Consider the following 24096-nt stretch of genomic DNA (forward strand, 5'->3'; position numbering starts at 1 on the left):
ATTCGATGAATCACCATCAAAGATGCTGAGGTTCATCTCATTCAGTGCGAAAAATCTCGAATCTCCACCTCACTTGCGCTCCGACCTGCCTTTTCGCTTAAAGCGTAGCGCGAGAAGTCACTTCGATTCGCACAACGCTCTGCCTCTTGCGTGTTGGTTGTTGTTGCGGTTGTTCCGTTTTGTCTTTGATTTTGTTTTTTTGGTTGAAGTTTGTTTGTAGTGGTGGCTCATTGGATTATTTGGTATCGGCTGCCGCTCTTATATTGTTCGACCAAGAATCACCCAGCCCTCTTGCATGCTTGAACAATTGCGTATTTCTTAAACATTTATCACAAGAAACACCAAAAACACATATATTGCAATTGTTATGGGGGGGGGGTATCCATAGCTTGTGCTTGAATAATAAAGGTTAAGTATTTTTTTGGAGTGCACTGGTTGTTAAACATTGTCGTATGTTGTGTATTTTGATTGTTAAATACTAAACGTGCATGTTGATTCTATATACTAGATGTAACGGAGTTTGGGAGTCGAATTGGCTAGAACTAAAAATAGTGGTAGTGACGTTTTAAGCATTAAATCTGCTAAGCATAAGAGCGTTTCTGGCGACGCTAGTAACGCTAATGACGTTAAGAGTGTTAAGAGCGTTAAGAAAAATGCTAAGACTGCTAAGCGTTCTTCTTCGTCTACCGCTACTAGTGTTTCTGGTCGTCGCCTTGGCGTTGCAGCTGTAGCTTTAGCGTCTACATTGTCTATGGTGTTGCCTGGCGCAGCGGCTTTAGCTAGGACTTCTTTTAACCCTGATTCTTTTGATCCGTCTTATGTAAATAGTGTTGCTAAGACTTCTGGCAAAGGTGCTGGAAATGGCGCCGGCAAAGGCTCTGGTAATGGCAAGGGCGATGGCGATGGAAACGGCTTATATAAGAATGGATTGCTTAACACGGGTGCTACTTCTGATCGCACTATGCGTCAGATGGTTGATTCTGTTAAGGAATATTTAGTTAAGAATACTGATTCTAATGCTATCGCTGAAGGCGTTAAGAATCAGGAAACGGTTGCTGGCGATTCTTCCGTAGGTGTTAAGGATTCTGGCGAATATTTTGTTACAAATGGCGATTCGTCTTCGCCTTCAAATCGTTCTTTTGATACTAATAATTTTGAGGATAGATCTGCTACTAGTAGTGCAGATAATAGTGCTACTAAGACTGCGACTAAGAGTGAGCAAGATACAGCAAGTTCTGAGATTGCAAAACCTGTAAAATCTGCGAAGAAGCCAGATGTAAAGCATACTAAGGCTGAGCAAACCAATCCAGCTGAAACTGGTAAGGTTGCGGAAAAGCCAAAGTCGAACGCGTCTGTACCTGCAACTAAAACGACTGAAAAGCCAGCTGTTGCAAAACCTAAAGTTGAAAATTCTGTAAAGCCAGCTGACACAAAGGCTTCAGATACAAAGCCAGCTGCGACAAATCCTGATGCTGTAAAGCCAGCAGGCACAAAGCCAGCTGCCGCTCCTGCATCGAAGCAACCTACACAACCAGAAACTTCACAGCCTGCAAGTGCAAAGCCTGTTGCGAAGACGGAACCAGAAGCAAAGGCTGAACCAAATCAGAATTCAGCGCAGACTGAACACGCTGAAAATCAGCAGCCTGCAAACGCAAAACCAGCTGCTTCAAATACTGATTCTGAGGGTACTAAGCCTACTGATGTTAAGCCAGCTGAAAATCAGCAGCCTGCGAATGCGCAGTCTGGAAATGCTGAAAGCTCGAAGCCTGCGGCTGAGCAGAATACAAATGCACAACCTTCAAGCACTCACTCAGAAAATACGAATACAGTAAGCGATGCAAATACACCAAATGGGCGTGTTCGTAGGTCTGTTGGGAGCGGCGATGGTGCTTCTAATGGGGGTAGTGTAGCTCCTGCAGATAATACAACTGCAACTCCGACTACTACTCCTGCAAGCAATACAACTGCACCGTCTGCTCCTGTAACTCCTGCAAGTGCGGAATCTAATGCTGGTGCTGGAACTACAGCGAACCCAAGTTCAGAAAAACCAAGTGCGCAAACCAATGCTCAAGGTTCGCAAAGCAGTGCAGAAGGTGCAACTACAGGTGCTACAAGCGAAGATAAAAGCGCTACGCATTCAGCTACTGCACAAAACACTGCTTCAGAGCCTGGGTCTGCTTCGAGCAATAATCCAACGTCTTCACCTGCTTCAACGTCTACACCGACCACTGGCACACCGACCACTGGCACAACAACTAATAACGCAGCAACTGATCCAAATAGCCAGGTAATTAAGCCTAATACGGATAATCCAACGGCTGGCAGCACCAGTGAAGCCAATGGTCAGGTACAAACTGACAAAAAGCCAAAAGCTACTTACAATTTGAAAATTCGCTACACGATTGGTGGCGCTGCGAATAAGCAGCTTGTGCAGCCGTACGAGCTTACGATTGACGTTGAAAAGTTGAATAAGCTTGACGATGTTAATAGTTACGAATACATTGAGCTTCCAAAGTCTGCTGGATACCGCCCGTCCGTATATCACTCCGGTGATTACCAGTACTACGTTAAAAAAGGTGAGGGAGATAACAGCAAGTTCGTTATTGACGATGGCACGGATGCGGATGCTGTTCGCTACTTGCGTTTAAGCAAGAAGCTGATTACTGATTACGCTGTAAAGGAAAGGCCGGCTGTTGGGGGCAATAACGGCGCTCAAGCTCCGCAAACCTCATCATCTCAAGCAACTACAAATCCGCAATCTTCATCCTCTACGCAGCCAAAAGCAGAAGACGGCATTCAGTACTACGGCGAGTTGAACATCAACTACGCTCCTAAAACAGCTAAGTACTATGTGCGTCACTTGGTGCAGGATCTTGATCATAAGGATGAGTTCCACGATGCTCCAAATTTGGGTATAGGTAAAGTAATTACTGTAAAGCATAAGGATGGCACTTCTGAGAATATTCACGTTACGGAGATTACTGGCACAGTTGGCTCGGATGTAACAGCTGTTTCAACGTATATTCCAGGCTATGAACCTGAGCACAATCTTATTAGCTCGCCGCTTTCGGATTCTGAAGATGAAAGCGACAAGCTTGTTTTGAACCTTCGCTACTACCGTAAAGCGTATGAGGTTACTTACGATTCTGCTGGCGGTACGGATGTTACTGCTCAAAAAGTGTATTACCAGCAACCTGTGCCAAAAGTTACGAAACCAACTAGGCGCGGCTACACTTTTAAAGGATGGTCTTTAGTAGATCCTAGCAAAAAGAGTAATTCACTTTATGATGATAATACTATTGTTTCTCTTGATGACTACCAGATGCCGGATCACAATGTGCAATTCCTCGCTAATTGGGAAGCGAACAAGACTACTAGCTACCGCGTGAATGTGTGGGTGCAAAAGGCGGATTTGGTTGATAAAGAGCATCCGAATTCGCTTGCAAACTACGACTTTGTTGGTCTTGTTGAGCGCAAGAACGTGCAAACTGATAGTGAAGTTGCGCTTGATAAGATGGATGATGCTGGCGTTGCTAAGGATACTAGTAAGCTTAATGGCGAAAGCGTAGATGATTATGTAGAAAGCCCAGAGCTTGGCTTAACTAGAAAAGAGCTGCAGGGTACAGAAGCGAATGACCACGAAGACGGCTTAATTGCAAAGTTCAACTGGATGAACGATACGCATGTAACAAACTTAGACGGGTATGATACTAATAATCTTGAAAACAATTACATTAAAGATTCTAAAGGAAACTATGTTAAAGACGCTAAGGGCATAAGAACTTCTAAGGACTTATTCACGCGCTACTTCCACGTGAATAAGGAGCTTACTAAAAAGCTTAACCGTGAGGAACATGATTTTGTGCCGGGTCGCCCAGATTTTGGCAAACGCAGTAAGTCGATGCTTTGCGCGGACGACTTAAACAACACACTCAACTTAGTTTACGACCGCAATACTTATGAGCTTATTTTTGCTAAGCCTGCTAAATCTTTTGAAGGTGCCAACAATGCTGCTATAAAGAAAACAGACGAGCATGGCAAAACAACTATTTACTGCTATGCTGGCGGCGGTGAGTGCTCAAAGAAGTATGATGGCGCAACCAAAGATGAGCATGGCACTGAGATTAACCACAAAGGTTACCGTGTAAATGTTCGCTACGGTCAAAAGCTTACTGATATTTGGCCAGGAGCAGAAGAGATAGATCTTAGTAATGATCTGCTTAGTGATAAAGAAGAAAAAAAGGCTTCTCTTGGGTGGCGTATTGGACCTGCAGGTAAAGCGGATTATCGTGACACTCCTCCATTTCGTTTTACTAAAAAAGAATTTGCTGACCCTAAATTCCGTGTAGTGGGTGAGAAACAAGCGCCTAAAATTAGCGATGACCCTGAGCATAATCCTCAGACTACACACGAGTTAAAAGATAATCAGCGTCTGCTTACAGTTGATACAACCGGTGCTCATAATGATATTCCATATACGGTTATTATTAAAAAGCAAAGTATTGCGTCTGCTAAAAGCGGCAATGATCCAAGCGATGATGATTATGTGATTTCAACAGATTCCTATGCTAAGGATGATACCAATAACGACGAGTACAAGTATACTGCGCCGTCTATTGCTGGTTTTGAACCAAAAGATGAAAAAGTAAAACCTGAACGGGACGATTTCAGTGATTTCTATGACAAAATACATGATATTTATAACAATTTAACAGGTGAAGATACTCCAGACGAAGATGCTCCAGAAGAAGATAGGAACAGCTTTCCTACCCCTAATTATACTTCTGGCGAAGAAGATGAAGATGGAGGACTTGCTCTTAAAAATTTAAATGATGCTATTGCTGAAAGACTTAAAACTGATCCAGCATATAAGAAATATTATGAGTTTAAGAAAAAGTATCATATTAGTTGGCATTCTTATCTTGTTGGATTTGAAGGAAAGCTTAAGTTTGGTGACAGCAATGTTCCTAATGAATTAGAAGAAAACGGAATAGTAACTCTCGAGTACAAGCGCCAGAAGTACTTCGTGCGGTTTTATAATGCGGACGGCAATGCTATAAAGGACGGCAGTGTCGCTGCTACAGAAGAACTGCCGTTTGAGTATAGCTTGTCTAAGCGCGGCAACGCTAAATTGACGGGCAAAGACGCAGACTTGTACTACGACAATGGCAACGTTAAGTCTTACGATGCTTCTGTAACTAAAAACGGTGGCACCGATACCGCAACTCAGTTCGACGGCAAGTACACTTTCACGCTTAATGGCAAGACTTACTCCATCGAGCGTCCTAAAAATCTGCCAAAAGACTACGTTTTTAAGGGCTGGGCTGTTGATCAAGCCGGCACTCGGTTTATAAATGGCGAAGACAAAGATATTACAGTGCCAGTCAACGGCATTAAGCTTTACGCTGCGTGGGGTAAGCCAGAAGGTATTAAGCACACTGTAACGCTTAACTACAATATGCCTGAAATTGACGGAAACGGCAAAGAAATAAAGGACTCTAACGTAGTTACGAAACAGCAGTTCGATCACTACTATGTTATTAAGGAAAATAAAGATATAAAGGTTCCAACTCGCAAAGGCTACGACTTCTACGGCTGGGAGATTAAAAAGAACGGCACGACTTTGCCGTACGCTTTTGGCAACAAAGTAGTAGAAGATATAACGCTTGATGCAGTGTGGGTTAAGGATACTCGCTACAACGGTACTTTTAAGCATATATTCTTAAAGCCAGGGTACACGTTTACTGACTATAAGAATGCTACTAATGCTGTAGCCAAAGCCGCGATGGTGGATCACGTTTCTACTCAAACGGTTTCCGGCTTGCGTGAGCATTTGCGCTACAATGCGGAAGCAGTCTACAGTGACGAAACGCACTTCCCAGATAAGCATTTCACGAGCTTTGAAGCTTCGAGCGATGAGAATCAGAATACTGGCGAGTTTGTGTACCAAACGTACAATACGCGCAAGTATAAGGTTCGCTATGTAACTATTGGTGAGGATGGCAAAGAAAAGGATCTTCTTCCAGAAAGCGAAGTCAGCTCTATAAATCGAAAGTATGACGTAGCATTCTACAAGCCGATTGAAGGCTTTATGCCGGAAACTACGCAGAATAGTTTTACGTATGACACTTACGATGATGGCAAGCAAAAAGCTGATACGATTCCTGAAATCACCTTCAGGTATAAAGACGTTCGCGTGCTTAAGCGCAAGTGTTATCCTCCTCAGGATACTGAGCATCCTCAGGATACTGAGTATCAGGATCCTAAGCATCCTCAGTATCGCCCGGATCACTACACGCGCTACGTGTTTAAAGTGGCCAAAGACCAAAGCTCTATGGGTAGCGTTGTTGACTGGCAAGGAAGTAAGGTAGCTGACGGCTCTGCTCTTGTGTACGATGCGATTAAGGGCACGAAGGCTTACCAGATGCCGCTTCCAACAGTGAAAGCGAAGCAAGGCTATGAGTTTGCTGGCTGGACTTCGAAAATCGGTTCGTCTGAAGCTGGTTCTACGGAGCTTCAGTATTCTGATGGCGTAAATCGTTTGCCGATTCGCTCCGAAGAGCAGAACAGCCCTGAAGTAATTTACATTGCTAACTTCAAGCTGAAGGCACCTGTTGCTGCAGCTCCGCAAGTGCTTACGCCAAAGGAGAATATTAGTACCGGAAGTAGTGATGATGCTAAGAAGCTTATAACCAATGCTAATGATTATCCGGCTGATGCTACGTTCAGCTTTGCGCCTGGCGAAAAGTTTGACAACACTCCAGGATTGCACAAGATTAAAGTGCAAGTGACGCTTGGCAATAACACTGCTGCAGCTGAAGTGCTGTACCGCGTGCTGCCAGATTTAGTGTACGCAAGCGATTGGGATAAGTTTAAGGCTACTGACTACGGCAGCAATAATGCTGGCGATTACGTGCCGATTACCTTTACTGGCAAGAACGATGAAGGCACTATTATTGGTCACGATGGCGGTAATGCTAATACTCCTGCTGGCGGAGAAACTACGCTTACTGCGTACGTTTATAAGGGTAAGGATGTTAGAATCCGTGTGCCGCAAGCCTTCGGTAAAGATTACAACGACCAGCATTACCACTACGTGTTTAAGGGTTGGGCGACTAAGGTTGTAGAACCGACTACTAGTACGCCTTCTTCTGGCACGACTTCTGCTGGTACAGCACAGCCAGAGCAGAAGAAGCCAGAGCAGACGTTTGACATAAATTCAAGCGACCGCTACAAGAAGGTCAATTTAGACAACGGCGTAACTTACCACGCTATTTACAAGCGAATCGACTACTTCTCCAGCTCGTCCGACAACGGAACAGTTCCAGAAGATTCTGTAGTTGCAATCTTCAAGCCTGCTCCAGGACGAAAGTGGAAGATTGACGGCACAAATGGCCCTAAGGTGTTCTACGTAAAGAAGGGCACTGATCTTTCCCAAATCACGAAGACTGTTGATGGGAAGACAGTGAATGTTCTTGAGATGCTTCAAAACAATCTCACCAACCCTACTGGCAAGTGGTCTCGAAGCAGCATGCTTAATGACGGTAATAAAGTTGCTGAAGTTAAAGATGTTGCTGACGTGACTGGTGATTGGAAAGACGGCTGGCATGTCAATGAACCATTCCAAGAGTTTGTGGCAGATCAAACTCCTTGGACAGAGCCAGAAGTGCAGACTGATTACTTGGTTGCTGTGCAAGATAAGCGTGACACGCTTCCGGCGTTAGACAAGTACTTGACAAATCTTGATGATTTGAAGAAAGAGGCAGAAACTAAGGGCGATATAGAAGATGTAAAAATCGAATACGATTTGCCGAAAGGTAAGGATCCAAAAGACTTTGAAGATAAAATGCTTAAGAAGCCTTCTTTGTACACTGTGCCGCTAAGGATTACAGTCAATTACAAGGACGGAGTGGAACCTAAAAAGTATAAGCGCGTTGCCCGCCTTAAGGTGATTTACCAGCTGATGTATCCAGAAAGCTTGCCGAAGGTTGATAATACTCATTCTGGTACTCAACAGCCTGGTTCTGGTACTCAGACTGATAAACAACCAGTTATTGGCGAATCTGGCGAGATTGATTTTGTTACAAAGAATAACAAAAACTACGTTAAGGTAGAGTTTGAGGATCCAACTGCTTATGAAGGTGCTGCTTCGGGCCGTAAAGAATATTACATCTTGAAGGCTAGCAGCGACGAAATTACAAGTGGAGACTATACTAAGGGCATAAAGGCTCCTCAAGTTACTGGCGCAAAGCACGATGATCGTAGCTTCCACTACGAGTTTCTTGGTTGGGAGATGGTTGAGGGCAGTACTGTGCCTGCCACACGTGCTAGCTTACCTGCTGCAGCTCCTCTGCCAACGTTAGCTCTGTTTGCAACTATATCTAACGCAACATCTCCTGCTGAAACACGTTCTGCTAATACGGGTGGCTCGTCAACGACAAATCTTTACACTAAAGAACAAATTGCTAAGATGGCGTTTACTCAAAACACCAAGTTTAGAGCTGTCCTTAGAAGAGTGGATAACGTGTTGAAGCCTGGCACCAATGAGAAGATTCCGGATAATTACGTGCCACATTTGTTCTTACCAGGTTTTGGTAGAAGGTGGACCGATGGCACTTCCAATCCGAAGGTGTACTACTTTGATCCAGAAAGTAGTAACTATTATAACGATATTAATAATAAAGTTGATGATTTAGGTAGTCAGCTTAAAGGTTTTGGTGGCTGGTCTATTTATGGTGCTGCTGGCAACGAACTCACGTCCGCTTCACCTGATTATAATAAAAAAGAAACTCGCGTATATGTTGCAAAACAGGCGCGTGTTGACGACGTGAACGCGTCGGATATTGTTCTAAGCGTTGGCGACGGCATACCTGGTCCTGATGAGCTTGTGCACGGGAATGATGCTAAGTCGAATCCTAATATTGTTGGCGTGCAAGGTGCTGGCGTATACGATATTAACAAGGCAATTACTAAGCCGGGTATTACCACTGTCGTAGTAAACGTTACTCGCACGAATGATAAGAAGGAACAGGTAATAGTTCCTGTTAAGGTACATATTCGTGTGCTTCCGAAAGTTATTGCGGATAAAGATTTGCCAGAAAAAGGTACGAAGGAATATGAATTTATTGCGCAGAACTACACGAAGGTAATGTATGCAGCTGGCGAGGGTGGAACCATGCAGTCGCCAATGCACACTTACTGGGTGCGTAATGGCAAAGAGTCTGCAATAAAAGATTATATTCCAGACGTTCTTGCTGATAAGGGATACGTGTTTAAGGATTGGTCGTCTAAGACGATTGAAAAGCCAGCGTCTCCGGCAGATCAACGTAAAGCTACCAATGAAGAGCGTGAAGTATTGGCTAATATAGCTATTGTTGATGGTATGCAGTTTGTGGCAAAGATTATTCGTAATTCGCATAATTCTACTTTGGCTGCATTGCAGAATCTGCTTAGTGAAGCTCAAAAGGAGAATGCAAAGGTAATTTATGACGCGAAGAAAGAACAATTAGCTAAAATTGCGGAAAGTAATGGTAAGAATTACTTAGCTGATTTGATTCGCAAATCTAATAACAGTACTTTAGCTGTATTGAGTAACTTATTAGCGCAGAATATTACTAATCCGTTGGAGATTAATAATACTATTGAACGCGACAAGCTTGCTGATCTTGCTGATGCTGCAGGTAAATCATTTGTTGCAAAGATAATTCGCAGCTCCAAGAAGTCTAGTTTGGAAGCTTTGAAGCAACTTTTGCGCAATGTAGGTGTAAATCCTGAGACTTCTCTACCAGAGCCTAAGCCAATACGTGAAACCATCATTACTGCAAACTTCGAGAAGATGGCTCCTATGAAGTTTAAGTTTAGTGGTTCTGCTCGCGAGGGTATTCTAACGAACTTTAGTTTGCAAAACATGACTGAAGGCAATCTTAATGCTGACGGAACGCCGGATACTAAGAATACAAAGATTACAGTAGACGGCAAGGAAGTAACTATTAACGATTTAGTTTCCCAGGTTAAGAATTCTGTAAACGGCATTAACGCAAATTGCGCTGGTACTGCTTGCACAATTTCCGGCACTCCGAAGATTGTGGACGGAAAGCCAAAAGTTGAGCTAACGTTTACTACTACTGACAAGTACGGTCGCGAAGCGGAAATTACTGTTGAAATTGATGTGATTTCTGAGAGCAAGCCTGTTCCAGTGCCAGTGCCAACTCCAGCACCTGTTCCAACGCCTGTGCCGCCAGCTCCTACACCAGCTCCGTCGAAGCCAGAAGAAGAACCAAGACAAGAAGAATATCCGATGCCAGAATTATATCCGTATATTCCAATGCCTGAAGCTCCTTCGACTGAAGTCGTACCTGAACAGGCTGCGGAACCGAAGCAAAAAATAGAGCCAGAAGCTGTGAAGGATACTGCAAAACAGCCGTCAGAAGCTTTGCCTCAAACTGGTAGTGACGTTACACAGTCCGCGTTAGTCGCCAGCTTGCTAGCGTCTGTTGGTTTAGCTGGATTTGCTGCTAAGCATCGCAGACGTAAGAACGAAGATAACGAAAGTTGATTTGTTGAGTCGAGGGTGGTGACTAAAATAACGAAGGTTCCGGTTCACGCTTAGCTATTGGGGCTTTGCGACCCGGGTCGCCCGAATTCCATAGGAGACATTATGAAGCAGGGTATTCATCCCGACTATCACGCAGTGCAGGTTACCTGCTCCTGCGGAGACACTTTCGTAACTCGTTCCACCGCTAATGGTGATCATATGACGGTTGACGTGTGCTCAAAGTGCCACCCATTCTATACCGGCAAGCAGAAGATTCTCGACACCGGCGGCCGCGTGGCTCGCTTCGAGAAGCGCTACGGTAAGAAGACTAAGTAGCTTTTTAAACGCCAGCCCTGCTTTCGTGTAACTCGCGGAATCGGGGCTGGCGTTTTATGTGCTAAACATACATGTGCTCGTGTGTCTTATTTAATATTTAATACTTAACTTAATATTTAATATTTTCGATTCAAAATCCGCGTTATGCGCGACTACAAAGGAACAAAATGGCTGAGTCAGTAGAAGAACAGTTCCCAGCAGCGGTTACAGCTCTAAACGAATACCGCGATATTGAAAATCGCATGGGAGAGCCAGAAGTAGCGTCTAATCCAGACGCAATTCGCAAGCTCGGTCGTAGGCACGCAGAACTCGGGTCAATTGTAAGCGCGTACATAAATTACAAGCAGCTTTGCGAAGACTACGAAGTAGCTAGCGAAATGGCAAGCGAAGACGAAGACTTGGCAAAAGAAGCAAAACATTTAGAAGAACAAATTCCAGCAGCAAAAGAAAAGTTGCGCACAGCGCTGATTCCTAGAGATCCAGACGATGCGCGAGACATGATTATGGAAATTAAAGCTGGTACGGGCGGCGAAGAAGCGGCTCTGTTTGCTGGCGATTTGTTGCGCATGTATATGCGTTACGCGGAAAAGCGCGGCTGGACTACCGTAATCCAAAGCGAAAATTCGACGGAACTTGGTGGCGTAAAAGATGTGCAGCTTGCGATTCGCGCAAAAGGCACGCCTGCTCCAGAAGACGGCGTGTGGGCAAGTATGAAGTACGAGGGCGGCGTGCATCGCGTGCAGCGAATCCCAGTTACGGAATCTCAGGGGCGTATTCAAACTTCCGCGGCTGGCGTAATCGTGTTCCCAGAAGCAGACGAAGACGATGACGAAATCGAAATCGATCCAAAAGACCTGAAAATCGATATTTTCATGAGCTCTGGTCCTGGTGGACAGTCCGTGAACACTACTTATTCCGCTGTTCGTATGACGCATATTCCAACTGGAATTGTGGTTAGCATGCAAGATGAAAAGTCGCAAATTCAAAACCGTGCGGCAGCATTGCGCGTGCTAAAGTCGCGTTTGCTTGCTATGAAGCACGAGCAGGAGGCAGCGGAGGCGGCGGATATGCGCCACTCGCAGGTGCGCTCGTTGGATCGCTCCGAGCGAATCCGCACATACAACTTCCCAGAAAATCGTATCGTGGATCATCGCACAAACTACAAGGCATACAATCTTGACCAGGTGCTTAACGGCGACTTGCAGCCTGTTATCGACAGTGATATTCAGGCGGATGAAGCCGATCGCTTAGCTAAAGCCAAGTAAGTTAAGTTATCCAAGTAAGTTAAGTAAGCTAAGTAAAATCACCACGTGGCTTGTAAAATGCAAGAAATTTTACACATTTTGCGCGCATCTGCCGAAAAACTTAAGTCTGCAGGAGTAGAGTCAGCAGAATACGACGCACGTTTGCTACTGGCTCACGCTTGTGGCGTAAGTTTGGCAGACTTAAACAAAGCGCTAATACTTGGCGATTTTAAAGATTTTTCGCACGATTACGCTAGCAAATATAGCGATTTTATATCTAGGCGTGCTTCGCGCGAGCCATTGCAGCACATTATTGGATGCGCAACTTTTCGATACTTAGATTTGAGCGTTGGAAAAGGCGTTTTTGTGCCGCGGCCCGAAACAGAAGTTGTAGTTCAAGAGGGAATAGATTGGATTCGCGCAAATAATCTAAAAAATCCTATTGTTTTAGACTTATGCGCAGGATCGGGAGCAATTGGATTGTCGGTTGTGACGGAAGTCGTAGATGCGCAAGTGTGGGCTGTAGAAAAGTCGCCTAAAGCTTTTGAATATTTGCAAAAAAACTATCGCAAAATCGCGGAAAAATATGATATTTCAAACAGATATCGCGCAATATTAGGCGATGCTACAAACGTTAATCTGCCTGAAACAGCTGCGATTAAAGAGAAAGTAGACGTAGTAATCACAAACCCACCATACGTGCCAGAAAGCAAGCCACTAGAGCAGATTGAAGCTCGCGACTACGACCCAAAAATGGCGCTATACGGGGGATCTCAAGACGGACTACTAATACCGCAAAAAATTATGAAAACAAGTTTTGCGTATTTGCGCAACGGTGGAATAATGATTATGGAACACGACGTTACACAAGGAAAAGCGCTTGCAGATTATGCAAAAAACATAGGATTTAGCAGCGCAAAAGTCAAAAACGACTTAACAAACAGAGCAAGATTTGTAGTATGCAAAAAAGAGGCTAAAAATGAGTAAAATTTGCACGATTAACGAAGAATCATTGCAATTCGCAGCGCAAATAATCAACGCAGGCGGCGTAATCGTAGTGCCGACTGACACAGTTTACGGAGTAGCATGCGACCCATTTAACGAGGCGGCAGTAGCGAAAATCTACCAACTAAAACGCAGGCCACGCACAAAAGCCTTGCAAATACTTATGAGCAGCGTAAGTGATTTAGAAAAACTCGGTCTTTACTTGCCAAGCCCATTAGACGTGCTGGCGGAAAAATTCCTGCCAGGCGGATACTCGCCAATCGCGCGCGCAAAAAAAGATTCGGTAGCTACAAGGCTTGCTACGCTTTGTAAAGCAGATGAGAGCAGTGAGAAATGTGAAGCAACGCAAGGCGTGCGCGTGCCAGATTGCCCAGAATTAATGCAAATTTTAAGAGTTACTGGGCCTTTGGCTGCATCTAGCGCAAATCGCAGCGGAAACGAGAGCGCAGACAGCGTAGAAGAGGCAGTAGCAGCTTTTGGAGACGAGATTCCTCTGTATTTAAATGCCGGTCCAACTCGCTCGCACGTAGCAAGCACAGTAGTTGGCGCGGATGCAAGCGATAAAGACGGAATTGTGATTTTGCGCGAAGGCGTAATAAGTGAAGAACAGATAAGAGCAGAAAGTCGCAAGAAATGAGGGTATACCTGTTTATAGCGGCAGTCGCAGGAGGCGCAACTTGGCTAATAATGCCGCTTGTACGTCATCTTGCGATTCGCATAGGAGCCGTTGGAAAAGTGCGCGCTCGCGACGTGCACACAATACCTACGCCACGTATGGGTGGAGTGGGAATGCTATTCGGCTTTGCTGTATCAATGGCGTTTGCAAGCTCCATGCCTTTTATTTCAGGGCTTTTTACAGGAACACACCAGCCGTGGGTAGTTTTAGCTGGAGCTGTACTCATATGCCTTTTGGGCGTTTGCGACGACATTTGGGACTTAGATTGGATGCTAAAACTTGCAGGTCAATTGCTAATAGCTGTTTTTGTAGCGTGGGGCGGATTACAAATTGTTACATTGCCGCTAGGATCGCTAGTTACAGCGTCTCCAAGTCTTTCAATCGCAATAACCGCAATACTAATCGTGGCTTCAATTAATGCAGTCAACTTTGTAGACGGACTAGATGGGCTGGCTTCTGGAATTGTAGCAATAGGCGGAATCGCATTCGCAACATACTCTTATATTCTTGCGCGCACATCTCCAAGCTATGCGTCAATGGCAACTCTTATAGACGTTGCAATGGTGGGAATGTGCTTAGGGTTTATTTTGCACAATTGGCATCCAGCAAAGCTTTTTATGGGCGATTCTGGATCCATGCTAATCGGATATCTAATAACTTGCGCGTCTATTATAATGACAGGTCACTTAGATCCATCTGCAGTGCACACAAGTATCTATTTGCCAGTATTTATGCCGATTTTGCTACCAATTTTAGTACTGTTTTTGCCAGTATTAGACATGTGCTTAGCAATATGCAGGAGGCTTGCAAAAGGGCAGTCGCCAATGCATCCAGACCGCATGCATTTGCATCATCGCATGTTGCGCATTGGGCACTCTGTGCAAGGAGCTGTGCTTATTCTTTGGGGATGGGCGGCGCTTATATCTTTCGGTTCGATAATGATACTGTTCTTTAAAGCAGTTTACGTGATGATTGGCATGATTATTGCGGCTGTGCTGCTTACAGTGCTCACGATGATGCCATATTTGCGCAGGCGGCTGCCAGAGCTACGAAATTCGTGAAATAATACTCGAATACTCGCGAATCATAGTTTATGAAACGCGATTTTTACAAACGTCATAGCAAAAACGTATAGTAACCCTATGGCTACAACTGATATGAACACGGAATCCGTGTATGCTCCTGTTCCACCAATTTTCGAGAAGCTCGGCCTTGCTTATGATGATGTGCTGTTGCTTCCAAACGAAACCGATGTAATCCCATCCGAAGTGGATACAACCACTCATCTGACTCGCGAAATCACTATGAAAGTTCCTGCAATTTCTGCAGCAATGGACACAGTAACCGAGTCCGATATGGCTATTGCAATGGCTCGAAATGGCGGAATTGGTGTTCTTCATCGCAATCTTTCTATAGATGATCAGGCTGCGCAGGTTGATATTGTTAAGCGCAGCGAGTCTGGTATGATTACAGACCCACTCACTGTTCACCCAGATGCAACGCTCGCAGATTTAGATAAATTGTGCGGGCGTTTTCATATTTCTGGTTTGCCAGTAGTAGATAGCGAAAATCGTCTAGTTGGTATTATTACCAATCGCGATATGCGTTTCATTGCTTCCGAAGACTATGATCGTTTGAAAGTCAAAGACGTGATGACTCGCGAAAATCTCGTCACTGGTCCTTCTAATATTTCTAAAGAAGACGCGCATCGTTTGCTTGCAGACAACAAAGTTGAAAAATTGCCTTTGGTTGATGCAGAAGGCAAGCTTACTGGTTTGATTACTGTTAAGGACTTTGTGAAGACTGAGCAGTATCCAGATGCTACTAAGGATGATCAGGGTCGCTTGCGCGTGGCTGCTGGAATTGGCTTCCTTGGGGATGCTTGGCAGCGTGCGTGCGCTCTTATGGAAGCTGGAGTTGACGTACTTGTGGTTGATACCGCAAACGGCGAGGCTCGCTTGGCTCTTGATATGATTCGTCGCATTAAGGCAGATAAGGCATTTGACGGCGTACAAATTATTGGCGGAAATATTGCTACTCGCCAGGGTGCGCAGGCGATGATTGATGCTGGCGTTGACGCTGTAAAGGTTGGCGTTGGCCCAGGATCTATTTGCACTACGCGCGTTGTTGCTGGCGTTGGCGTGCCTCAGCTTACTGCAGTTTACGACGCTGCTCAGGCTTGCAAGGCTGCTGGCATTCCATGCATTGCTGATGGTGGTATTCACTATTCTGGCGATATTGCTAAGGCTTTGGTTGCTGGCGCTGACACCGTTATGCTCGGCGGCACTTTGGCTGGTTGCGAGGAAGCTCCAGGTGAAAAGGTTTTGCTTCACGGCAAGCAGTATAAGCTTTATCGTGGCATGGGCTCGCTTGGCGCAATGGCTCCTCGCGGTAAAAAGTCTTATTCTAAGGATCGTTACTTCCAGGCAGACGTTACCAGCTCTGACAAGGTGGTTCCAGAAGGCGTGGAAGGCGAAGTTCCATATCGCGGTCCGCTTAACGCTGTGCTTTACCAGTTGCTTGGCGGCTTGCATCAATCCATGTTCTACGTTGGTGCTCACAATATTAAGGAAATGCAAGAGCGCGGACGCTTTATTCGCATTACGGATGCAGGTCTTCGCGAATCGCATCCTCACGATATCGTGATGACTGCAGAAGCGCCAAACTACAGCGGTTTCCACAACTAAATCGCGTGGTGCGCGTGGTGTGTATGTCGCGCGTATTGTGCAATTAAATCGCGTATAAAGCGCGTATAAATCGCAACTATTTTAAACGGCGAAAAGTTAACCAAGTTTCCCACAACTTGCATGCTTTTCGTCGTTTTTTGTTTGTTTAAACATTATGATTGCTGTTGTATGTATATTGTATTACAATAGCAATTTAATAAAAATAAAAATCATTAGAAAGTGTGTATAAAATTGTCTGCAATATTGGTTAGCGATAGCGTCAAAAGTAAATATACTGAAAACACGTCTCAAGCAACTGTGAGTTTTCGCACAGATTCTAGAGTTAAAGAGGAAGCAAAAAAATTATTTTCTTCAATGGGAATGGATTTGTCGACTGCGATTAATGTCTTTTTAAGACAGTCAATTGTTGATCAAGCTATGCCTTTTTTGATTACTCGTGAAAGCCGTGAAAGTGTTGAAGCTCGTCGTCAATCTGAAGCTCATGAGGGAAAATCATTTAATAACACAGATGAACTTATGCAGGATTTATTAGATGATTAAATCAATATTTCGCTCGTCTCAGCTCATAGTCGTCGCTGGGAAGATGTAGGCTGATGGGTTCGAAAATATTAGGAAAGGAACGAAAATGGCAGAAGTTAAGGAAGATCTTACGTTTACGCCGGAAGAATCGCGCTTAATTTGGATCGATTGCGAGATGACGGGACTCGATATTTTCCACGACGAATTATGCGAAGTGTCTGTAGTTCCAACCGATTTTAATTTGAAAGTTCTAGACGATGGCATTGATTTAGTGATTAAGCCGAGCGATGCTGCTGTGGCTCATATGAACGATTTTGTGCGCAATATGCACACTTCTTCTGGACTTGTTGACGAGTGGAATAAGAACGGTTTGCCTTTGGAAGAAGCGCAAAAGCAGGTTGTTGAGTATGTAAAGCGTTTCCTGCCAGAGCGCGGAAAAGCTCATCTTGCTGGAAACTCGGTTGGTTCCGACAAAAAGTTCCTCGACCGTTATATGCCAGATTTAATGGCAAATCTGCACTATCGTGTAATCGACGTAAGCACGTTGAAGGAGATTTCGCGCAGACTTTACCCAGACGTATACCGCAATAAGCCAGCAAAACATGGCGGCCACCGTGCGCTCGCGGATATTATTGAGTCGATTGATGAGCTTCGTTACTACCGTGATATGATGTTCGTTCCAGCGCCAGGCCCAAGCGAGGCTCAGGTAAAAGCCGGTGCGCAGCACATTGAGAGCACGAGCTTGCTTCGTGACTACGAACGTCGTGGTGAAGCGCTAGAAGATGTAAATTCCGCAGAAAAGCGCGACTACTAAACAAAGCGCGACTACTAAACGCAATAAAAGGTACTGCCAATGAAGCAATCCGAAGCTCTAACCATAATCAACGCTGGTGCAAGCGCGTTCATTACCGGCGCTCCGGGTGCAGGTAAAACCTACGTATTAAACGAAGCTATTCGCGAAATGCGAAAAAACGGTTTAAGTGTTGCCGTAACTGCTTCTACCGGTATTGCGGCAACTCATTTGAACGGTCAAACCATTCACTCGTGGAGTGGAGTTGGAGTTTCAAATGCGCTTAGTGATACGCTTCTTAAAACTATTCGATCTCGGCGGGGGAAACGCATAAAAGCCACGGACGTGCTTGTGTTGGACGAAGTTTCAATGATTCACGCGTGGCTTTTTGACATGGTTGACGAAGTATGCCGTAAAGTGCGCAAAAATCCTGCTCCTTTTGGAGGGCTTCAAGTAGTTATTTCGGGAGATTTCTTCCAGTTGCCGCCGGTTAACACTTCTATGCGAAATCGCGATGTGTTCGAGCCAAGTCAGGCATTTATTGAGTCGCGCGAAAAGTATGCTGCCGCTGGCAAAAATCCGGAAGGCTATATTACGGAATCTTTCGCCTGGGATTCTTTAAAGCCTGTTGTGTGCTATTTAACTGAGCAACATCGTCAGGATGACGGCAAATTGCTTGAAGTTTTGACGGATATTCGAAGCGGTATTGTGAGTGATGAAGATAAACAAGTTCTTGCCAGTCGGCTTGGAGAATATCCTCAAAATAGCGAAGTTTCGGTTCATCTTTTCCCTACGAACTCACAGGCAGATGGCTTAAATAATGTGCAACTTGCGGCGATTGATGCTGAGTCTCACGAATTCGTGGCAACGGAAGCAGGGCCTAAAAATCTCGTCGAGCGTTTAAAAAAGAATATGCTTGCTCCGGAGCATTTAGTTTTAAAGGCCGGAGCTGCAGTAATGGCTTTAAGAAACGATCAGGAAAAGCAGTATGTAAATGGCTCTGTTGGGCGAGTTTTGAGATTCGCACCTGAATCCAAAGGTGGCTGGCCGATTGTTGAGTTTGAAAACGGCAATATTGTCACTCTTAAGCCAGCTGCATGGGAAATGACGGACGGTGAGACTGTACTTGCAAGCGTAAATCAAGTGCCTCTTCGTTGCGCGTGGGGAATTACGATTCATAAGTCGCAAGGTATGACGCTTGACAGTGCTGTAATGGATTTGCGTAGAACTTTTGCTCCTGGAATGGGATACGTGGCGCTTTCTCGCGTGGAAAATCTGGGCGGGCTTTATCTGGAAGGTATTAACGATCGCGCGTTTAGTGTTTCGGCGGATGCTGTACTGCTAGACGGATCTTTGCGTGAGGCTTCTGAGAAAGCAAGTCAGATGCTTGCTAGCGATGGTGCTTCTGTGTTTTCGACAGATAAGTTTGAAGGCGATTCTGCCGATCAACAAGAGTTTGATATTTTTGGCTCTGGCGATTACGCGTATAATGACGAATTTTCCTTCGATAACGAGTTTTAGTTTTTATTTGTTGCTGTTGAAACGGTGTTGTTATTTTGCAAAACGGTAAACAAATGCGGGGAAGTGTTCTTGCTTTTGTTTACCATTTGACCCAAAAAGGGAACAAATGCGGGAGAGTGTTCTTGCTTTTGTTTACCATTTGACCCAAAAAGGGAACAAATGCGGGAAAAAAGAAACAAACGCGGGCGCGACGACCTGCCTTCGAGCTTAAAGCGTAGCGCGAGAAGTCAATTCGGAGCGCTGAGACGCTCAAACGTAAAGTCCAGTGGACTTTACGTGCGGCGAAGACGTTCGCGCGAATAGACCGCGCGAACGCTATTTTTGCTATTGTTTAATAGTGTAAACAAGTGTTTATGTCCTCATGCGCAAATAGATTGGAACGCATGAATTCCAATGTACTTCGTATGTCTCAGCTGTTCCTTCGTACGCTGCGCGAGGATCCAGCAGACGCGGACGTGACTTCCGCAAAACTTATGCAGCGCGCAGGCTATATTCGTAAATCTGCCCCAGGTGTGTGGACTTGGTTGCCGCTCGGACTCAAGGTTTTAAACAAGGTTCAGGCGATTATTCGCGAAGAAATCAACGGTATCGGTGCGCAGGAGGTCCACTTCCCAGCGCTTCTTCCACGTGAGCCTTATGAGGCTACAAACCGTTGGGAAGAATATGGCGATAACATTTTCCGTCTTAAAGATCGTCATGAGGCTGACTATCTTCTTGCTCCAACTCACGAAGAAGTTTTCACGCTCCTTGTTAAGGATATGTATTCTTCTTACAAGGATTTGCCAGTTACTTTGTATCAGATTCAAACGAAGTATCGCGACGAATTCCGTCCTCGCGCAGGTCTTATTCGCGGCCGCGAGTTTATTATGCAAGACGCTTACTCGTTCTCGATTGACGAAGATGGTTTAAAGTCTGCTTATGTTGAAGAGCGTGCTGCTTACTCTCGAATTTTCGACCGTTTGGGCATTAAATACGTGATTGTTCACGCTGTTTCTGGCCCTATGGGTGGCTCTGATTCCGAGGAATTCTTGGCTCCAATGCCAATTGGCGAAGATACTTTTGCTCTCGCTCCTTCTGGAAAAGCTTGGAATGTTGAAGCTCTTACCACTCCAGAAATGCAAGAGGTTGATTATTCGGCAACTCCTGCAGCAGAAGCTCTTGAAACTCCAGACGCTAAGACAATTGAGGCTTTGGTTAAGGTTTCCAACGATTTGCATCCGCGTAAAGATGGTCGCGAATGGCAAGCGTCCGATACTTTGAAGAACCTTATTATTGCTGTTAAGCACCCGGCTGATGCTGAGGGCGGCGAGCATGAAGAGCCATGGCGCGAAATCGTTGCTATTGGTATTCCAGGTGATCGCCAGGTAGATATGAAGCGTCTTGAAGCTCAGTTTGCTCCTGCAGAAATTGAAGAAGCAACTGAGGATGATTTGAAGGCTCATCCTGAGTTTGTTAAGGGCTACATTGGCTTTAGTGTATTAGGTCCTCAAGCTCGCAAAGAGGGTAGTGGAATTGAAAATCCTGTCCGCTACTTGATGGATGCTCATGTTGCAAAGGGAAGCGCCTGGATTACAGGAGCTGACGAAGACGGAAAGCATGTTTATAACGCTGTTTACGGCCGCGATTTTGAGGCTGATGGTGTTGTTGAAGCAGCTCAGGTTCGCGATGGCGATATGAGCCCAGATGGTTCCGGACCATTGAGCTTCGAACGCGGCGTGGAAATCGGTCAGGTGTTCCAGCTCGGCTTAAAGTATTCTAAGGCTTTGGGCTTAAGCGTTCTTAACGAAAACGGTAAAGCTGTACCAGTTTGGATGGGTTGCTACGGTATCGGCGTTAGCCGCGTGATTGCATGCTTGGCAGAAACGCATCACGATGATTCTGGTCTTGCGTGGCCTATGGCGATTGCTCCAGCTCAAGTTCACGTCGTTGCTACAGGCAAAGATCAAGTTGCTTTCGATGCTGCTGAAAAAGTTGTTGAAGAGCTTAGTAAGCAGGGAATTGAAGTAATCTTCGACGACCGTCCAAAGGTTTCTCCAGGTGTGAAGTTTAAGGATGCTGAGCTTGTTGGCGTTCCGCTGATTGCTGTAGCCGGCCGCGATACTGTGAACAATGGAACGATTGAAATCCGCGATCGTAACGGTTCAAACGTTGAGGCGGTTCCAGTGGATGAGGCTGCTAGCCGCATTGTAGAGCGCGTTCGCGAACAGTTGTAATCGCAATAGCTGTTAACAACTAATCAGCGATTAAGCAATTAAACTATTAAACAATTAAACGACTAAGCAATATTGCCGTTGGTGTAATGCTTTGCATATTATGCGCATTATTTTCAGCGGCAATATTGCTATGAATAGTAAAAAATTATCTGAATTGTTAAAATAAAATGTTCATAAGTTTTAATATTTAATTCTATTAAAACTTTCTAAAAATCATTCGCGCCTCCTTCAATATCGTCATATTGGTTTTCTTCGACTTGTGAGCCGAAATCTATTGTTTCTTTTGCTGAAGATTCAGCATCATGATGGTATTCTTGACTGTCGTTTTCTTGTGAAGAATCCATAGAATAAGTATTAGCCATAGGGTTTTTCATCGCCAAGCTCAAATCTTGATTGGAATAAGTATCTTGATTTGCCCGATTTTCTTGGTTTATTTGATTAGTGTGATATTTACTATTGCTGCTCTGATCGGTTCTTCCACGATTATAAGAGTATTTAGTAAAAGCACTAATTCCTCGATTTAGGTCGTGTCCAATTGCGGTTGCTTCTAGTACAACTCGAGACCGGTCTTCTCCATCTTTGTGCCAGGATTCCGTGTTTAAATTTCCGCACACGACTATCGCATCTCCCTTATGCACGCTTTTTAGCACATTTGCAGCTAAAGACTTGTATGCTTTTACTGTCATCCAAGTTGTCGGTCTATCTTTCCACTGTCTTTCCTCGCTATGATAGTAAGACGTTGTGCTTCCTATTCTAAGTGAGCATGCTGGTGAGTTTTCGTTGCGACTAAAGTTCACAGGGTCACTCCCTACATAGCCGCTGATTGTTAGTGTTGCTTGTTGTTGTGCCATATTCTTAACCTTTCAAAAGTTTGGACTGCGACTAATTTAAATCTCAAAATTCATCACGCAACACGTGTTGATTATTGTGATTTTCAATAAATTCGCCGCAGTAGAATCAACTATGAAGTATCAAAAATAGTTTTGCAAGTTATTTTTATCAATGTGGTTAAAGCCTATGCTTTATGCACATCGTTCAAAAACTCTTGACAAAATATATAAAACTGAGTAGGCGAGTCTAAAATGTGGAAAATATATGTAGATTGATATACTTAGCGAAAGTAGTTTTTGTTTTTCATTTGCATTGGAAGGTGAAACTTGAGTTTTTTGCCTACTTGTTTGCGTTATTTGAATCAGAGATTACTGAAAAGTAGTTATTAATCACGTGGAGAGAGGACTACATTTATGTGGCATAAGTCGCACGTATTTTCTGCAAAGAAATGTTTAGCTGCTGCGGCATCAGCCGTTGCTTGCGTGGCAATGATTGGATCTACTGCCGTATCTGCTAGTGCTTTGGTTATAGTGCAGAATCACAGTGTTGCTAATGTTAATACTAATTGGCAAGTTCAGAATCAGTCAGTTGCAAGCTACATTTTAGGTGCAATTCGTGATGTGCGTTCAAAGTATTATGACGATGGCGTTACCCTTATGAACGGTATGCCTCTTGCAGATTATGTTGCTTCTAAGGGTCTTACAAAAGAACAGTATATTAACGATATTCGCTACGATCGCGCTAATGAAGAGGATGCTTATCGTCGCGCAAGTGAGACTGTTCAGCATGGAAAACTTGGACATTTTGCTGCGGATGGTGTGAGCCTTCCAAACTACGATGGTCGTAAGGCTTGGGGCGAAAACATTGCTTGGGGTGAAAGCCCAGAAGAAGCTATGTCGGATTGGACTGCTGGAGAGGAATCTGCGTTACATCAGTCTAATGGTGCTGCAACTACTGACAATGCTCATCTTTACCAGATTTTGAATCCAGAAAACATTTCCTTCGGATATGGTGAAGTAGCTGGTACCTCATACGGAAGAGTATCTGTTTTAACTCTTTCAACTCAGGTTGGAGACACTGACTACCCACAAGGCAAGTTAGGTGTTGCTCCTCACCTTGATTTTGCTTGGATTATCCGTAACAACGATATTGCTGTTGGTGCAAATGCTTACACCGACAAGCAGCTTGAGTATCGTTGGCTTTCCTACAATTTGAATACTCAGCAGTGGGCTACTATTGCTGATTGGGGTACTGGAAACTGGGCTTCTTGGGTTACAAAGCCAGGTGACTATTGGCTGCATTGCGAAGCTCGTGATCCTTCTACCAAGGAAGTTGTTCTAGAAAAGACCATTGCTTTCCATTATGCTGTTCCAAGTCAGACTGTTGTTTCTGGAACTTATGCTGCATGGCAGGGTAATAATGTTCTTCTTGGTGCAACTACTAATAATCCTAATGGTTCTACCAAGATTAAGATTTATGATTACAATGCTAAGCAGTGGGTTGAAGGATTTGATGGTCCTTGGGCTTTGTGGAGCCCACGCCCAGGCGTTTACTGGACTCATTTCGAAGCTTACGATGAGAACGGTAATTTGTCTGACGTTAAGACCTACGCTTTCGGAGTGTGAGTCTGATTAGTAAATCTGATTAGTAAATCTGATTAGTATCATTTAAAAAGCCTGCAAACGTTTTAAACGCTTGCAGGCTTTTGTTTATTTGTTTACTTTATTTGTTTTAATATGC

13 protein-coding genes are annotated in these 24096 nt (G+C 44.5%); 12 read left to right on the forward strand and 1 reads right to left on the reverse strand.

Features of this window, described 5'->3' with window-relative positions:
- Positions 1–532 precede the first annotated feature (532 nt).
- The 11 genes from ACJV45_RS02430 to ACJV45_RS02480 all read left to right on the forward strand — a co-directional run bounded on the left by ACJV45_RS02430 (position 533) and on the right by ACJV45_RS02480 (position 21525).
- Positions 533–10555: an InlB B-repeat-containing protein gene (locus ACJV45_RS02430; protein ID WP_419397574.1), complete on the forward strand. Its 10023-nt coding sequence runs from the start codon at positions 533–535 to the stop codon at positions 10553–10555.
- A gap of 102 nt (positions 10556–10657) precedes the next feature.
- Positions 10658–10870 carry a 50S ribosomal protein L31 gene (gene rpmE, locus ACJV45_RS02435; RefSeq protein WP_004114884.1) on the forward strand — a complete coding sequence of 71 codons (213 nt, stop codon included), beginning with the start codon at positions 10658–10660 and terminating at the stop codon, positions 10868–10870.
- 167 nt (positions 10871–11037) lie between these two features.
- Positions 11038–12135, forward strand: coding sequence for a peptide chain release factor 1 (prfA, locus tag ACJV45_RS02440; protein ID WP_419397575.1), 1098 nt, complete (start codon positions 11038–11040; stop codon positions 12133–12135).
- Between the two features lie 57 nt (positions 12136–12192).
- Entirely contained in the window at positions 12193–13101 is a 909-nt protein-coding gene (gene prmC / locus ACJV45_RS02445; protein ID WP_419397576.1) for a peptide chain release factor N(5)-glutamine methyltransferase, read from the forward strand.
- Complete coding sequence (locus ACJV45_RS02450; protein ID WP_419397577.1) at positions 13094–13756, forward strand: L-threonylcarbamoyladenylate synthase; 663 nt, start codon at positions 13094–13096, stop codon at positions 13754–13756. Before prmC ends, ACJV45_RS02450 begins: the two co-directional genes overlap by 8 nt.
- A complete protein-coding gene (locus tag ACJV45_RS02455) occupies positions 13753–14856 on the forward strand; it encodes an MraY family glycosyltransferase (protein WP_353582842.1) in 1104 nt (367 codons plus the stop codon). Before ACJV45_RS02450 ends, ACJV45_RS02455 begins: the two co-directional genes overlap by 4 nt.
- 81 nt (positions 14857–14937) lie before the next feature.
- On the forward strand, positions 14938–16482 hold the full coding sequence (gene guaB / locus ACJV45_RS02460) for an IMP dehydrogenase (protein WP_004113076.1): 1545 nt from the start codon (positions 14938–14940) through the stop codon (positions 16480–16482).
- 231 nt (positions 16483–16713) lie between these two features.
- Positions 16714–17022 carry a type II toxin-antitoxin system RelB/DinJ family antitoxin gene (locus ACJV45_RS02465; RefSeq protein WP_019261631.1) on the forward strand — a complete coding sequence of 103 codons (309 nt, stop codon included), beginning with the start codon at positions 16714–16716 and terminating at the stop codon, positions 17020–17022.
- 85 nt (positions 17023–17107) lie between these two features.
- Positions 17108–17815, forward strand: coding sequence for an oligoribonuclease (gene orn / locus ACJV45_RS02470; protein ID WP_419397578.1), 708 nt, complete (start codon positions 17108–17110; stop codon positions 17813–17815).
- A gap of 39 nt (positions 17816–17854) precedes the next feature.
- Positions 17855–19312: an ATP-dependent DNA helicase gene (locus ACJV45_RS02475; protein WP_419397579.1), complete on the forward strand. Its 1458-nt coding sequence runs from the start codon at positions 17855–17857 to the stop codon at positions 19310–19312.
- Positions 19313–19695: 383 nt separating this feature from the next.
- The gene (locus ACJV45_RS02480) at positions 19696–21525 is read left to right on the forward strand and encodes a proline--tRNA ligase (RefSeq protein ID WP_353582838.1); all 1830 of its coding nucleotides are present in this window, start codon (positions 19696–19698) and stop codon (positions 21523–21525) included.
- Positions 21526–21731: 206 nt separating this feature from the next.
- Here the strand turns inward: ACJV45_RS02480 and ACJV45_RS02485 are convergent, their stop codons facing one another.
- Entirely contained in the window at positions 21732–22376 is a 645-nt protein-coding gene (locus ACJV45_RS02485; protein WP_419397580.1) for a single-stranded DNA-binding protein, read from the reverse strand.
- 393 nt (positions 22377–22769) lie between these two features.
- On the opposite strand from ACJV45_RS02485, the gene ACJV45_RS02490 reads away from it, so the two are divergent.
- Positions 22770–23981 (forward strand): CAP domain-containing protein, encoded by a 1212-nt coding sequence (locus tag ACJV45_RS02490; RefSeq protein ID WP_004113062.1) that lies wholly within the window; start codon positions 22770–22772, stop codon positions 23979–23981.
- Positions 23982–24096: the final 115 nt, after the last annotated feature.

The organism is Gardnerella lacydonensis, assembly GCF_048545055.1.
Taxonomy (GTDB): Bacteria; Actinomycetota; Actinomycetes; order Actinomycetales; family Bifidobacteriaceae; genus Bifidobacterium; species Bifidobacterium vaginale_C.

What these genes read in the sequence shown, in the direction of transcription:
- ACJV45_RS02490 (WP_004113062.1), top strand. Translation starts at nt 22,770, where the DNA reads ATGTGGCATAAGTCGCACGTATTTTCTGCAAAGAAATGTTTAGCTGCT.
- guaB (WP_004113076.1), top strand. Translation starts at nt 14,938, where the DNA reads ATGGCTACAACTGATATGAACACGGAATCCGTGTATGCTCCTGTTCCA.
- ACJV45_RS02485 (WP_419397580.1), bottom strand. Translation starts at nt 22,376, where the DNA reads ATGGCACAACAACAAGCAACACTAACAATCAGCGGCTATGTAGGGAGT.
- ACJV45_RS02455 (WP_353582842.1), top strand. Translation starts at nt 13,753, where the DNA reads ATGAGGGTATACCTGTTTATAGCGGCAGTCGCAGGAGGCGCAACTTGG.
- rpmE (WP_004114884.1), top strand. Translation starts at nt 10,658, where the DNA reads ATGAAGCAGGGTATTCATCCCGACTATCACGCAGTGCAGGTTACCTGC.
- ACJV45_RS02450 (WP_419397577.1), top strand. Translation starts at nt 13,094, where the DNA reads ATGAGTAAAATTTGCACGATTAACGAAGAATCATTGCAATTCGCAGCG.
- ACJV45_RS02475 (WP_419397579.1), top strand. Translation starts at nt 17,855, where the DNA reads ATGAAGCAATCCGAAGCTCTAACCATAATCAACGCTGGTGCAAGCGCG.
- prfA (WP_419397575.1), top strand. Translation starts at nt 11,038, where the DNA reads ATGGCTGAGTCAGTAGAAGAACAGTTCCCAGCAGCGGTTACAGCTCTA.
- prmC (WP_419397576.1), top strand. Translation starts at nt 12,193, where the DNA reads ATGCAAGAAATTTTACACATTTTGCGCGCATCTGCCGAAAAACTTAAG.
- orn (WP_419397578.1), top strand. Translation starts at nt 17,108, where the DNA reads ATGGCAGAAGTTAAGGAAGATCTTACGTTTACGCCGGAAGAATCGCGC.
- ACJV45_RS02480 (WP_353582838.1), top strand. Translation starts at nt 19,696, where the DNA reads ATGAATTCCAATGTACTTCGTATGTCTCAGCTGTTCCTTCGTACGCTG.